Annotated in this window: 13 protein-coding genes, 2 pseudogenes and 1 CRISPR repeat array; of the genes and pseudogenes, 3 read left to right on the forward strand and 12 right to left on the reverse strand. The window is 63.6% G+C overall.

Going from position 1 to position 13,712, the window contains the following annotated elements; translation table 11 throughout:
• The first annotated feature begins 1,071 nt into the window (after positions 1-1,071).
• Positions 1,072-2,208 carry a plasmid replication protein RepC gene (repC, locus tag Q4543_RS18320; RefSeq protein WP_303440666.1) on the forward strand — a complete coding sequence of 379 codons (1,137 nt, stop codon included), beginning with the start codon at positions 1,072-1,074 and terminating at the stop codon, positions 2,206-2,208.
• A 50-nt stretch (positions 2,209-2,258) separates the two neighbouring features.
• Positions 2,259-2,777: a CRISPR direct-repeat array (repeat unit 29 nt; unit sequence CGGTTCATCCCCGCGTGTGCGGGGAACAG).
• 84 nt (positions 2,778-2,861) lie between these two features.
• Here repC and cas2e read toward each other — a convergent pair.
• The 10 genes and pseudogenes from cas2e to Q4543_RS18370 form a co-directional block, all read right to left on the reverse strand.
• The gene (gene cas2e, locus Q4543_RS18325) at positions 2,862-3,143 is read right to left on the reverse strand and encodes a type I-E CRISPR-associated endoribonuclease Cas2e (protein WP_303440668.1); all 282 of its coding nucleotides are present in this window, start codon (positions 3,141-3,143) and stop codon (positions 2,862-2,864) included.
• Entirely contained in the window at positions 3,140-4,093 is a 954-nt protein-coding gene (gene cas1e / locus Q4543_RS18330; RefSeq protein ID WP_303440670.1) for a type I-E CRISPR-associated endonuclease Cas1e, read from the reverse strand. Before cas1e ends, cas2e begins: the two co-directional genes overlap by 4 nt.
• A complete protein-coding gene (gene cas6e, locus Q4543_RS18335) occupies positions 4,090-4,761 on the reverse strand; it encodes a type I-E CRISPR-associated protein Cas6/Cse3/CasE (RefSeq protein ID WP_303440672.1) in 672 nt (223 codons plus the stop codon). Before cas6e ends, cas1e begins: the two co-directional genes overlap by 4 nt.
• A complete protein-coding gene (cas5e, locus tag Q4543_RS18340; RefSeq protein WP_303440674.1) occupies positions 4,758-5,432 on the reverse strand; it encodes a type I-E CRISPR-associated protein Cas5/CasD in 675 nt (224 codons plus the stop codon). The genes cas6e and cas5e overlap by 4 nt, the downstream gene beginning before the upstream one ends.
• Positions 5,432-6,445, reverse strand: a pseudogene (gene cas7e, locus Q4543_RS18345) (type I-E CRISPR-associated protein Cas7/Cse4/CasC); the annotation flags it as partial. The gene cas5e and the pseudogene cas7e, both read right to left, overlap by 1 nt.
• Before the next feature lie 412 nt (positions 6,446-6,857).
• A complete protein-coding gene (locus tag Q4543_RS18350; protein WP_303440676.1) occupies positions 6,858-7,913 on the reverse strand; it encodes an Ldh family oxidoreductase in 1,056 nt (351 codons plus the stop codon).
• Positions 7,910-8,758 (reverse strand): ABC transporter permease, encoded by an 849-nt coding sequence (locus Q4543_RS18355; RefSeq protein WP_303440677.1) that lies wholly within the window; start codon positions 8,756-8,758, stop codon positions 7,910-7,912. The genes Q4543_RS18350 and Q4543_RS18355 overlap by 4 nt, the downstream gene beginning before the upstream one ends.
• On the reverse strand, positions 8,755-9,567 hold the full coding sequence (locus Q4543_RS18360; protein WP_303440678.1) for an ABC transporter ATP-binding protein: 813 nt from the start codon (positions 9,565-9,567) through the stop codon (positions 8,755-8,757). Before Q4543_RS18360 ends, Q4543_RS18355 begins: the two co-directional genes overlap by 4 nt.
• On the reverse strand, positions 9,567-10,586 hold the full coding sequence (locus Q4543_RS18365) for an ABC transporter substrate-binding protein (RefSeq protein ID WP_303440679.1): 1,020 nt from the start codon (positions 10,584-10,586) through the stop codon (positions 9,567-9,569). The genes Q4543_RS18360 and Q4543_RS18365 overlap by 1 nt, the downstream gene beginning before the upstream one ends.
• A gap of 67 nt (positions 10,587-10,653) precedes the next feature.
• Complete coding sequence (locus tag Q4543_RS18370; protein ID WP_303440681.1) at positions 10,654-11,535, reverse strand: fumarylacetoacetate hydrolase family protein; 882 nt, start codon at positions 11,533-11,535, stop codon at positions 10,654-10,656.
• 192 nt (positions 11,536-11,727) lie between these two features.
• Between Q4543_RS18370 and Q4543_RS18375 the strand changes: the two genes are divergently transcribed.
• Entirely contained in the window at positions 11,728-12,420 is a 693-nt protein-coding gene (locus Q4543_RS18375; RefSeq protein WP_303440683.1) for a FadR/GntR family transcriptional regulator, read from the forward strand.
• Between the two features lie 32 nt (positions 12,421-12,452).
• Positions 12,453-12,719, forward strand: a complete 267-nt coding sequence (locus tag Q4543_RS18380) for a hypothetical protein (RefSeq protein ID WP_303440684.1) — start codon at positions 12,453-12,455, stop codon at positions 12,717-12,719.
• A gap of 39 nt (positions 12,720-12,758) precedes the next feature.
• Here the strand turns inward: Q4543_RS18380 and Q4543_RS18385 are convergent, their stop codons facing one another.
• The gene (locus Q4543_RS18385) at positions 12,759-13,010 is read right to left on the reverse strand and encodes a hypothetical protein (RefSeq protein ID WP_303440686.1); all 252 of its coding nucleotides are present in this window, start codon (positions 13,008-13,010) and stop codon (positions 12,759-12,761) included.
• Between the two features lie 74 nt (positions 13,011-13,084).
• Positions 13,085-13,537: pseudogene (locus tag Q4543_RS24635) on the reverse strand (HipA domain-containing protein); the annotation flags it as partial.
• Between the last annotated feature and the right edge of the window lie 175 nt (positions 13,538-13,712).

The following is a 13,712-nucleotide window of genomic DNA, read 5'->3' on the forward strand; positions in this document are numbered from 1 at the left end:
GTCACACCCGGCCGCGCGCTGCGCTACGCCGGGGGCTCCGCGCGCGGCCTCCTACACCAAGCGTTGGGACACTACCCCGACCCGCAACCAAGGCATGCCGGGCGGCGCTGCAACCGCATGACCTGATCGAGCACCCTGAACCCATTGTCTTTCGCCAGATGCCCGGCCTCGCCGGTTCCGTATCCACGTGTCAAATGTTCAATGGTCCCTTTGGCGCCTCATAATGGTCAGAAGGCCAGAGGTTTACGGACAAAAAACATGTTATTAATCAACTTCATATGTTCTTTTTTCCGAGGTCTCGCCGGGATTGATGCGTCTCACAAGGCTTTGGAAAAATGTCATCAATAGTAAACACCCGACAGCCATCTCCATGACACAGGGTGAGCGTCAAGAGGACACCAATACCGGGTGCCATGACCCAAGTTCACGATCTCCGCCTGTCAGTCGAGTCTCCCTTGGGGATCCGTTGCAATGCTGAGAGACGGCCGTCTGGTCATCGTGTCGGCGGGCAGTTTGCGCGCGCTTCGGGTCGAGGTGATGGCCTCCCGCGGACAGACGAACGGGCAAACGGGCAAACGGGCAAACGGTGGACGACCACGCAGTCTCACACAACACCGACTTTTCAGACCAGTTTTAGATGTTTATGCTTGGCGTGCATCGATGCTCGGTAAAACCGCCCATCAAAATCGAGACCACGTCGGCACGTTTGAGGGACGGCCCAGCAGCCGGACAAATGACAGATCTACCGACAGATGCGTCTTTAGCGCATCATCGTCGCTGACGGCACGTCAATGGCAGGAACACCGCTTGTTTAAGCCAATAAATGGCTGACGAGTGGCATAACGAAAAGGGAGAGTAACGAAGACCACACGAAAAGAGCCCTCCAAGGTATCCCCTGAAGAGCCCTCATCACTGTGTAGCAACTTTGGTGTAACAATCCCCTTCAGAAGGGTCAATGAAAATGCACCTCGCGGTGCATCCCATCGGCATGCGTTGTTGCCTTCGGGTGCCCATTGATCGCGCCCGGATTTCTTGCCTTGGCTCTCTGACAGGTCGTCGTTCAAATCGAGAATGGCAGGAAATTCATCTGTCCAGCGCCGGCTTGCCCCGCAGGTCGCCGAAAACCGTTGGTCGCTTATCCGGGCCTTACGATCCATCAAGGATGAGTTCGGCCTGAAAGCGGCGCATGTCAACCTGCTCGAAGTCATGCTGCGGCTCTTGAAGCCCGATCAGGGCGAGGTGATCTTCGCCTCAAACCGCACACTTGCAGATTATGCAGGCGGCATTTCGGAAAGGACGTTGCGGCGGTACACCGAGAGGCTCGCCCTGTGCGGATTCATCGAGCGACAGGACAGCCCGAACGGAAAGCGGTACCGGCTGCGCAGTCAGGATGAGATCCTGAGTTTCGGTTTCTCCCTGACGCCATTGTTCGAACGATCCTCAGAGATCATGTACAAGGCAGGACAGCGCGCATCGTGTGAGCAGGCGTGCAAGCTGTTGAAAGCAAAAATCCAGACAATCCTCAAACACATCGAGCTCGAGGATCCGGATAACCTCATGCCCGAAGAGCTGCGTCGCAAGCTCCGCCGGAAACTGGGTTTTGCCGCTCTGCAAAATTTATATGACGAGCTTGTTCTGTCTGTGGATAACTTTGAGGCGCCACGGGCCCAGGCAAAGAAACTGACCGCCAGCGACAGCCAAACTGACCGCCACCAATCTATATCAGAAACAGAACAAAAATATATAGATAGCGACGAGGCTGAAGAACCGGTCAGCCTTGCGTTCCTGAATGCGGCCTGTCGCGAGGCGTCTGCCTTTTACACTGAAGGACCCCCTCAGGACTGGAGCGCCGTATATCGGTCCTCCAAATCCTTTGCCAAGATGCTCGGGATCGAACCATCGGTCCTCGACGAGGCCATACAGCAGCACGGCAATCGAAATGTGGCGATGTTCGTCTACTACATGCTCGAGGTTGCGTCTGACATCGGCAATTCAGGGGCATATTTCCGTACCGCCACACTTGGGAAAGGCGCGGCCAGCTTCGCACCGGCCCGGCTGATCCAAAACCTCGCAACCAGGTCGGTTCGCGCATCAAGCATTGGGGGAATGAACCGGGCCGAAATCAGCGGTGTTGCAGCCAAGAGAGAGCTGGGATCCTGGCGTGTCCCAGAAATCTCGGTGCCAAGCCGTTGGAGAAATACAGTTTGAACACCCACTTCAAAACCTGCTCCCCTCTTCAAACAGGTACACCCCCGCTACCGGTCCATCCAGGCCTGTGCGGAGAACAGAGGCGCACCAGATCCAGCCTCGCGTCGGATCCCGGCTCATCCCCGCCTGTGCGGGGAACAGGTCGTGAACGGGTCGCAGCCGTAGCCCATGAGCGGTTCATCCCCGCGTGCGCGGGGAACAGCCAAGCGCCACCAGATCCCGGCACAGATGCGCCGGTTCATCCCCGCGTGTGCGGGGAACAGTTCATGTGCTGGACCCCCTGCGCGTCACGCCGCGGTTCATCCCCGCGTGTGCGGGGAACAGTGCCGCCCGTAATGATGGAATACCGCAGCCCGCCGGTTCATCCCCGCGTGTGCGGGGAACAGCATGCGGCTCTGAAGGATGCCGCGCGGCGGGCCGGTTCATCCCCGCGTGTGCGGGGAACCGAAAATGTGCATTTCCCGGGTCGGGCTCTCCGCCGGTTCATCCCCGCGTGTGCGGGGAACAGCGGATCATAATTGCCTCGCCGCCCGTTAGAGCCGGTTCATCCCCGCGTGTGCGGGGAACAGTCTTCCTGTAGACCATTGATCTACCGAAAAATTATCGATGTCAAAGAGCGTACCGACTGTTTAGTCGGAAAACTGCGGCTGTCCTCACCTCTCCGGAAAAAAGCTCACCAGCTTCAAACCATCGAAATCCACCGGCATGCGTCGGTTCTGCCCTGCGGTGCGAAAGTCATAGCCCTGGTCGGTGGGGGCCTTCCAGACCATGACAGCGTCGCCCCCGTCCAGCCCTCCGAGCACTTGCTCCCAGATCATGTCCCTGGTGCGTGCAGAGTAGGTCCCGACGTAGACACCGGCACGCAATTCGACGAGCCAGGCTGCGAGCCGACCGCGCAACCTCGGGGGCGCGTTGGTCACGACCACGACCATCATCCCCGGTGGCCTGGATCGCCGGATCCGGGCGCCTTGAAGGCAACCGGCATGGCTTCGGGCGGCGGGTCGGGACGCAGCAGGTCGCCGGCCTCGAGAGCCTCCTCGATCGCGGGGATGATACGGCCAAGCAGCCCGCTTTTGCGAAAGGCATCGCGGCAGGCGAGCCGCACGGCGCGGTCTGGGGCCATGTCGAGCTTGCCCTTCGCCGCTTGCCCTGCGATCCGAAACGCTTCAGGAACAACGGTTTCCAGCTTGTAGAGATCCGCGATGTCGTAAACGAAGGAAAGCGGCTTGCCGGTGTGCAGGAAGCCGATGGCCGGCGCGTAGCCTGCGGCCAGCACCGCGGCCTCGGTCAAGCCATGCAGGCAGGCGGTCGCCGCCGACAGACAGCGGTTGGGCAGATCTGCGGCCTCCCAGTCTGTGGGATCGTAGCGCCGCCGCTTCCACTCCACGCCGTACCGGGCAGCCAGAAGCGCATAGCTTTCCCGCACCCGTACGCCCTCGATGCCACGCAGCTGGTCGATGGAGCGGCGCTGCGGCGCGTCCTCGCCGAAGCGCATCGCATACATCTTTCGCACGACGCGCAGGCGGGCGCTGTCGTCGAGCGCGATGCGGGCCTGCCAGAGCAACCGGTCCGAGCGCGCCCCGCCCGGCTGCCCGGCCGAATACAGCCGCACGCCGCCCTCGCCGATCCAGGTGATCAGCGTGCCGACCCGCGCCGCCAGGGCCACCGCGGCATGGCTGATGCGGGCGCCCGGTTCCAGCATGATCCCGGCAAGGCCACCCACCGGGATCTGGGTGCGCGTGCCGTCGGCATTCACCGCGACAAAGGCACCATCGGCGACGTCCAGCCGCGCGCGTTCGACAAAGACCAGCGACGCGCGATCCTTCAGCGGGATCGGGCGCGGTGGGGCAAGACCCGGAAGATCGCCCTTTGGCCGTTGCGTCACGGTGCCCGCCGGATCAGCATGAGGCCGCAGCCAAAGGCTTTTGCCCGCCCGAATCCCGCGCCCAGCGCCGCCACGAATGCCGCCGGCTCGCTCACCTCCAGTTGCCCCGCCAGATCGAGGATACCGAACTGCGGCTGGCCCTTTCGGGGGCCCCGATGAGCTGAAAGAGCCTCGGCAGAATAGTCTTCGGCCGTGGCCTCCAGCAGGCGGAATCCCGACCGCTCACCCTGCCGGGACATCCAGTCGCGCCCAGCGCTGCTCGCCAGTTCCATACGGTGTGCGGCGCGCTCTTCGCGCGGCAGGCCGTGCAGCGCATCCATCACCACGTCGACCCGCTGCCCGCCGCGCTTCATGCGGGTGGCATTGGCGCGCAGGCGGAAGGCCAGCCGGTCGCCAGGACGGAGTGTCGGCGCGAAGGGCTTTACCTGGTGCGGCTCGAACAGGTCCGAGACGATCGGCGGACGCACGGAGAGCACGATGAACGCGCCGCTCTCGTCTTCGCGCCATAGGAAATCGCGCTGTCGATCCGGTCCGTCGGAAAACGCCGACCAGAGCAGGTTATGCGCGGCCGAGCGGCGCAGCCCTGTCGACTTGGGCGTCAGCAGCGGGGCAAGCGCCTGTGCCGAGGGGCTGCGCGACAGTCGGATCCGGCTGAGATAGAGCGTCATGCCGGAGCTCCCGGCGCAATCCTGACCCGGCGCATGGCAACCCGGCGCGGGCCATGATGCCAGCGCGCCCGGTCCAGGGGCATGTCGTTGACAGTCTCGCCGCCCGGATCCGTTTCGACAAGCGTATGCGCGATGGCCCCAGCCCACCAGGGCGGCAGCCTCACCTGCGCCAGGGCGGCCTCGGTCGTGTCTGCCTCGACCAGCCGGGCCCCGGTCGGCGCAGACAGCGGACAGGACTTGCGCCCGAGGTAAAGCGTGAACTGAGGGCACCGAAGCGCTGCGGCAATCGCGGCAAGCCCCTCCCCGCTCACGACCACGCCATAGAGCGGGCCGGCCCGGTAGTCGCGCAAGGTGATCGTTGTATTGGCGCGGTGCCCCGCGGCCCGCAGCGCTTCGGGGCGCGAATTTGGCTGCTTGACCGTGGCAGACGGTATGGTCTGCACCGTATGATAATCCCGGAGCGGCACCCCGGCCTCAAAGATCGCCACTGAAATTTCCAGAGCCTCGAGCCACGAGAAGTCGCCGTCTCGCCGGATGCCCAGCGCCGCGCCCATGAGTCCGATCAGCGCCGCGCGCCCCGGCCAGACCAACGAGCCGCGCCGCTCGTGGCCTGCCAGCTCGCCCATGGCGCCCAGGCTGGCCGCGAGGGAGAAGACAAGAAACGATGGCATCAGGCCGCCCCGACGGCTTCGGTGGCAAAGCGGACGATCTCACCCAGCGTCCCCTCGCCCTTGAGCGTGTCGAGGGTCCGGAACTCTTCCGCCACGCCCTCGAAATAGCAGGCGTCGATGTGCGCGGCGGTCTGCGTCATCGCAACCACGGACCCGGTTTCAAGGTCATTTACCCCAAGGGTCTGCAGCTTCTTCTCAACGGGTTTGAAGAACGCCCCCGACAGGTCGCGCGGCGCGCGGGAGCCGCGCTCGGCCCGGATGTGGTAGGCCATCGGGTGGTGGGCGAAACTGTTCTGCTTGCCACGCGGCGTGGTCTGGGCAATGGCACGGGTCAGCGCCTCGATGCCTTTGGCCGCAAGCGCGCGATCGCCGCCAAGGTTCTCGACCAGCAGATCGCAGTCGACGCAGACATACTGGTAGTAGATGCCCGACCCGAAGGCGATTTCCCCGAGATGCCCTGCCCCGGTGTCCTCCAGTTTGTTGAGATCGTCGACCGCCGAGAACCAGTCTTCCTCGGCCTGCGCGCTATGGGTGGTGATCGCATGGGCGACCTGTACCGCGGCATCCCGGTTGAAATCGGCGTCGGCGGCCAGCATCCGGCCAAACATGGCGATGTCGATCGCACCATCGGCACGGCGCAACACCAGCTTCTTGAGGTCTTTTTCCGCCGGAAGTTTCTCGCCTGCAACGATCTTGCCTGCGAGGTCCTCGGCCAGCGCCCATTCTGCCGGAGAGATGAAGGCCAGCGTCGTCGCGCGGGTCTCGGAGGTCTCCCCCTTCTTGACTGTTTCCAGCTTGCCGAAGATCCCTGCAACCGTGTCAGCGGCCTTGGTGGCATCTTCTTCGGCAACGCCGTTCCCGGTCAAGGCTGCGACCAGCTTGCCATGAAGATGCTTCGTGCGGGTTCCCGTATGCTCCTTCAGGTCAAGCGCGAAAAAACTGCTCTCGCGCAGGGCGCGCTTGATGGATTGCGACGACATGCGCAGGCGCGGCGCGCCGCCGACCATCGCCTGTTTCGGGCGGCCCTGCCATACCGACCGGCCACCGCATTCACTGTCGCCCCCGGCTCCAAGGTCTCTGCAACAGCGCGAGCCTTGGCATCGTCCGGCCAGCGCCGGTGACCCGACGCCTAGATCTCGACGCCCAGAGATTTGAGAAACGAATCTGTCGCGCACATTGCGAAACGCACGCCCCATCATGAGATGGGTATCACCTCGCAGCGCAAAAGCTCATCTACAACGTGGGCCGCAGACGCCGCCTCCATGTGTGAGGCCTTTTCTCGAGGCCTTCTGCCTCATGGCCGGTTTGGGATCTGCGCGTCGTGGTCAAAACATCAAACCGTGCTCGAAGCTCTCCCTGTAACGCAGAGGTCCCAAACCCCGATCTGGCCTGCTGCTGATCGAAGGGGCACGGCCAGCGCCGGTCTCATAGCCCCGTCACGTCGACCTCATGCGCCAGGTCTTCAAGCTTGCCGCGCAGCGCCGCTGCAAGCGCGATCCCCTCGGTTATATTGCGCAATCGGATAGCCTCGCGATTTGCGCCCGGGATACGCGGTCCATCGGTTCCCGGCAAAGCCGTCGAACCGATCAATTCATCAAAGACCCTGTCAACGCTGTGACCAAAGGTCTCGACTGAACCAAACGCCCTCACGTCAAGAGCCATGACGAATTGTCCGGTATTGGTCGGGGTCTCTTTGTCGGCGGTAAAGTTCACCACGTTTGACCCAAGCGCTGCGCCATTCACCGCGCCCGCAAGCAGGCCGATGGCCAGCGCAAGACCATAGCCCTTGGGGCCCCCGACCGGCAAAAGAAAGCCGTTGTCGCGTTGTGCGGGATCGGTCATCGCATCACCATTGCGGTCGATCATCCAGCCTTCGGGCATCGGTTCGCCCCGTTGCGCCAGCGTCTTGATCTTGCCCATGGCGGCCACGGTCGTCGCCATGTCCAGCACGAAGGGCGCACCAGAGCCGCCCGGTGCCGAGATGGCCAGCGGGTTGGTGCCCAGCAACAAGTCCATCCCGTTCCAGGCCGGCATGTGGTTGGCGCTGCCGACGGCTCCGACCATGCCGATCATGCCCGCCTTTGCCTGCGGGCGCACATAGAGCGCCGCCGGCCCCGCGTGGTTGGACCCGCGCAGACCGACCCAACCGACCCCGGTGTCGCGGGCCTTGGACATGGCGAGCGCAACGGCGAAATTCATCGCCAGATGCCCCATGCCGTTCTGCCCATCAACAAGGGCCGTCGCTGCCGTTTCCTGCAAGATGACCGGGCGCGACGCGGCCAGGGTCCCCCCCGCCCGCAACCGATCCACATATTGCTTCAACCGGAACACACCGTGGGTGTCGTAGCCAAGAAGATCCGCTTCGACCATGGTCCGGGCGACCTCGGCGGCCTCCTCGGGTGGCACCCCGACAGCGCCAAGGACCCGCGCCACGAAGGCGACAAGACGATCCGCCGGAATGCGATCGGTGGTCACGCTCACTCGTCCGATCCGTGAACGCGGTCCTTGTGCCAGAACACCAGCACGCGCTGCGCATAGGCCGTGGCGGCAAACAGCGCCAGCCCCACAAGGCTGAGATACAGGATCAACGAGAACACGCGCGGCGTATTCAGCTGCGATGCCGCGACGCGGATCAGTTCGCCGAACCCGTTGCCACCGCCCAGAAATTCACCGGTGATCGCTCCGGCCATGACACCGACCGATCCGATCTTGAGCCCGGTGAAGATCTGCGGCAGACCCGTCGGCAGCTTCATCTTGTAAAGCGTCTGCCAGCGGCTGGCGCCCATCGTCTTGAACAACATGCGCGCGTTGGCGTCGGGCGCATGCAGCCCCGCCGCGGTGCCCACCACGATCGGGAAGGTCGCGATAAAGGCCGCAAGCGCCACCTTGCTGTCGATGTCAAAGCCCAGCCAAGCGACGAACAGCGGCGCAAAGGCGACCTTGGGCATGGTGTCGATCGCCACGAGGTATGGCATGATCGCGCGTTCGCCGAACTTTGTTTCCCCGACGACGATCCCCAGCGTCAAGCCGATGGTGATCGCCAGCACATAGCCATACATCACCGTCTTGACCGTCGTCCAAAGCGATTCCAACATGTAGCCGCCGGAAAGCACATTCGCGCCGACGAGCATCATGTCGTTCCAGGTTTCCAGCGGGGTTGGCAGAATGATCGGAGGCACAAGTGCTGACATGGTGATCGCCTGCCAGACCGCCAGGAACACCACAGCCACGAATGCGATCTGAACCGGCCTCGGGATGCTGTCGATCAGCGCGGGCTTTTCTTCCCAGATGGTGTCTTCAAGCGGGGTGGGTGACACATCGGTCATTCGAAATCTCCCTGGTCCAGACGGGTGCGAATGCGTTCGACCAAAGCGCCGAACTTTGGCGTGGTGATCATGTCCAGCGTGCGCGGGCGCGGCAGATCGATTTCCACCACCTCGGCGATGCGCCCCGGGCGCGGGGCCAGCACATAGACCCGATCCGACAGGATGACCGCTTCCGAGATCGAATGCGTCACAAGGAACGCCGTGGCCTCGGTTTCAGCGCAGATGCGCTGAAGCTCCATGTTCATGAAATCGCGCGAAATCTCATCCAGCGCGGAAAACGGTTCATCCAGCAGGATCATGTCCGGTTCGGTTACCAGCATCCGGCAGATGGCCGCCCGTTGGGCCATGCCACCGGACAATTCGTTGGGATAGACGTTTTCAAACCCGCCAAGCCCAACCAGTTCCAGCAGTTTTTCGCCCCGCTCCCGAGCGGCTTTGGCGGCGGATTTGCCGGCGTTGATCTCGATCGGCAGCAGCACATTTTCGATCGTGGTGCGCCACGGAAACAGCGTGGCCTGCTGAAACATCATGCCGATATCGCGACGCGGGCCGCGCACCGGTTGACCGTTGATGACCACCCGCCCGCTGGAGGGCGGGATCAAGCCCGCCATGACTTTCAACAGCGTGGATTTACCACAGCCCGACGAGCCGATGACCGACGAAAAGCTGCCCCGCTCCAGCGCCAGGGAAATCCCTTCCAGCGCGCGAACCTGGTTGCGGGCGTAGGTTTTCCCTACGCCCGTCAGCTCGTAAACGGTCTCGGCCTTTGGCGGTATGCTTAGGGCGGAAACGTTTGCGACGGCGGCCATCAGTTCAACTCCGCGCTGATCTTGCTTACAAAATCGTTGGTAAAGGCGGCGCTCAGATCGTCGAGCGGCGCGGCGAGGTCACCATTGGCGATCAGGCTCGCCTGCCATTCGTCCCAAACAGCGGGCGGCAGGTAGCCAAGCCCCTTGTCCTCTTCCAGCGGGATGGATTTCGACCGCACCGCCGTGAACAGGGCCGAGGCGAAATCCCGGTCTTCGATTTCCTGCGGGAAGCCGGCGGCAAAGTGATCAAGCGAGGCTTCGCGGTTGGCCTCATCCATGGCGAAGATCTGGCCTTTCATGAAGGCCCGCACGAAGCCCTCGACCAGCGCGGGGTCTTGCTGGATGGTCTCGTTCATCGTCACGAGTCCATTGCCGAAAAAGCGCGCAAATTCCGCCGGCGTGATATCCCGCAGCGGAACGCCCCGCTGCACCAGCACCGCCGCATCCGCGACCGAGGCCGAATAGGCCGAGATGTCGCCCCGCAGGAATGCCGCCGTGGCAGGCCCGCCATCGCCCACCGTCATCATCTTGAAATCCTTGCCGGGCACCATGCCCGCCCCGCTCATCACATTGCGGGCAAAACCGACCTCGGCGCCATCGGCGGTGCCGGTTCCGATGACCTTGTCCGCCAGGTCGGCAGGTGTCTGAAACGGGCTGTCCTCTTCGACCATGATGCCGAAATTGGCGCGGGCGGCGACGTTGTAGATAAACACCGCATCGACCCCCCGCGACCGGGCGGTCAGCAGCGGCCCGGGTCCGGGACGGCCGAAATCCGCCTGTCCCGCAGCCAGCGCCTGGAGCACAGACCCCGATCCGTTGACCGTCTCGACCTGCACCTCCAGACCTTCGTCGGCGAAATAGCCCTCGCCGATGGCGATATAGACCGGAAACGAATTGATCGCCGAGGCGCTTGGTTGCGCAAAGGTGATCTTGCGCAGGTCTTGCGCAAAACCCGCCCCTGTGGCGGCCACGAGCACAACAGCCGAAACTGCGGCCGTCAGGAATTTGGAATAAGCCATGAATATCCTCCCTATCTGGCTTTGACACCGCCCCCCGGCCCTCCTCCGGCCGGACTGCGGTTTTCGATCAGGCGACGTGCTGTCTGGCACTGCCCTCAAGGCGCATGACATTCGTCAGACGCCCGATGCCTTCGATCTCGCAAGTGACGCTGTCGCCGTCTTGCAGGTAGCGCGGCGGGTCCATGGCGTAGCCCACGCCAGAGGGCGTGCCCGTGGCCAGAATATCACCCGGCTCGAGCGTCATGCCCTGAGACAGGGACGCGATCAGCGTCGGGATGTTGAACACCATATCCCGCGTGTTTCCGTCCTGACGCAGCTCGCCATTGACAGAACAGCGGATCGCCAGCGCGTGGGGATCGCCGATGGCGTCCGCCGTTACGATCACCGGCCCGATCGGACAGGACCCATCCAGCCCCTTGCCCTTGAAATACTGCCCCCCATGGCGGCGCTGAACATCGCGTGCGCTGATATCGTTGACGATCGTGTAGCCAAACACATGCTCCATCGCGCGCTCTGGCGGGATGTCGCGCCCGGGTTTGCCGATGACCACGCCAAGTTCGACCTCGTAATCAATAGCGGTCGACACATGTGGAAAGATCGGGATCGTCCCGTCTGGATCGGTAATGGCGGTGGGGGGTTTGGTAAAGAAAACCGGCACCTCGGTGACACCGACATTTTGCTTCTGCGCCCGGTCCCCTTCGGCAACATGCGCCATGTAGTTGCGCCCGACGCAGAACACATTCTTTGCCCGCGACGGGTAAGGCGCCACAAGCCGGAACGCACCCGGAGCCAGCTGCACAAGCGCGCTCTGGTCCTGCAAATCAGCCAGCGCCGCGTCACCCGCAGCGATCAGCGCCTCCAGTTCCCATGGTACGATACGTGCAGATCCACCCTCCTCAAGGATCGCTGTCCTGATCTTCGTTCCGTCCGAAATCTTGGCAATACGCATAGTTCTCCTCCAAGCCGCCATGCACCTGCATTGGAAACTGGTAGCGCACGAAGCCTGTTCGTGGCACGCAACCAATAAGAGAATTGGTTTTCCCAACGATATTGCAGACAGGACTGTTGCGCCCCACTCTGGATTGAGAACCGTTAGGCCACTGAGACTAATGAGTTTTATCAATTCCCAAAGGCACAACCAATGACCGAATTGGATCGCAGACACGACACACCGGATGCCATGCCCTTGGCATCCCGCCTGCGGCAGTACCTGATCGATGAGGGGTTTTCCCACAGCCATCGCATCCCCCCCGAACGCAAGCTGACCGAGCATTTCGGCGTAAGCCGGTTCGAGCTACGCAAGGCCCTGTCCGAGCTTGAAAGGGACGGCCTGATCTGGCGACACGTCGGCAGAGGCACGTTTCTCGGGGCCCGCCCCGTCCACAACCTGCACGATCTGGCCTATCTACGCGATCTGGCGCGCCCGGTGCCGCTGCTGGATGCGCGCCTGGCCATTGAACCGCAACTGGCCCGGCTGGCGGCCGAATACGCCACACCGGCGGATCTTGTTCAGATCCGGTCCTGGGCGGCACGCGGGCGGCAGGCAACGGACTGGCGTCTTTACGAGGCCGCCGACACCAACCTGCACAACTGCATTGCCCACGCGACGCACAACAAATTGCTGATCCATTTGTTCAACGAACTGAATTCCGTGCGGCGCGCCGTGCTATGGAACCTCAAAAGAACCAACAGCCGCCCTCCGAACACGCATTTCGCCTTTGCCGAGCACGATGCCATCATCGCCACCATCGCCGCGCGCGATCCCGCCGGAGCCGAGGAACGCATGCGCAATCACCTCACATCGGTCAAGAACCACCTGCCAAGCCGGCACTGAGCAAACCGAGACTGGGAAAACCGAGACCGAGCGTGCTGGTGCCGCAAAGCTCGCCCACGGGGGTGGGGGCCTGCATCGTGGGCTCGGTCGCGGCGGGGCTTTTTGCCGACATCGCAAGCGCGCAGGACCGGCTTGCCCCGGCTGCACGCCGCTTCGATCCCGACCCAGCGCGCCAAGCCGTCTACCAAGAGCTATACGGCCTGTTTCGCAGCGTTTACATGGGTTTCGGCAAGGGCGAACCGCTTGACCTTGGCGCCGTTCTGCCACGGCTGCGCGCCTTCCGGCTTGCTCAGGCCTGAAGCGGCCCGGGTTTGCGCCGCGAACCCGGGGGGCAACGCCTAGCGCCAGCGCCGCGCCTCGGCCAGGGCGGCCGCGATCTCGCGATCAAGCGCGGGCGGCACCGCGAATTGCTCGGCAAGGCGCGGCCATTGGGACAGGGCGGCATCGACCTCGTCGATGATCCGCGCGGCGCTGCGCGGGCGCAGCCCTGCCCCCCTTGCCACGTCGGCAAGCGCCGCCGCGCCGGGGCACCTTCCCTCCCCGGCCACGGCAAGCGAATGTTCGCCGCCCGGCCCCTGGGACCAGGACACATCATATGCCGGGGCCAGGCGCCCGCCCTGTCCATGAGAAAGCCGTGATTGCGCACGTGGTCATCCCGATTGAGCGCGCGCACATTGAACACCATGCGCCGGAACATCTGCTCTGCCGCGCGCACATCGCGGCAGACGATGCGCGCCAGCTTCATCAGGTCGGCGTAATCGACCGCCCCATATGTCATGCCGCAATCCAGCATCCCCGCGACCGTCGCAAGATGCAGCCTGCCATCGCCCGGCCTGTCGAAACGGTCGGTCACGAAAAAGCTTTCGCTGGCGCCGGTCAGCCGGGTCATGGGGCTTGTGTCGATGCCCGCAAGGCGCATCGCCGCGCCATAGGCCAGCTCTGCCTCGATGCTGCCGACCGGATCGCCCGCCGCCCGTGCCTTGATCAGCACATGGCGCCATCCGTGGCCGAGGGGCAGCCGGTGCCTGCGCCTGCGTACCCTCGGCCATGCGCTTGCCGGTGATCTCGAGTTCGGCGGCCACCAGCACATCCGGCACCTCTTCGGCGTCCGGGCCATGCACGGATTCGATCAGGGCGCGAAGCCCGTCGGGCGCCCGGAGTTCCCCCTTGGCGAACAGCACCCGCGCCGTGCGCCAGACATCCGCCAGCGAATATACCCAGGCCCCCTTGCCCAGCGCCGGCTGCAACCAGCGCTCATCGGCCACGGCATCCGGATCGGGCGAGAGCACATG

It is taken from the genome of Salipiger sp. 1_MG-2023 (assembly GCF_030547555.1).
Lineage (GTDB): Bacteria > Pseudomonadota > Alphaproteobacteria > Rhodobacterales > Rhodobacteraceae > Salipiger.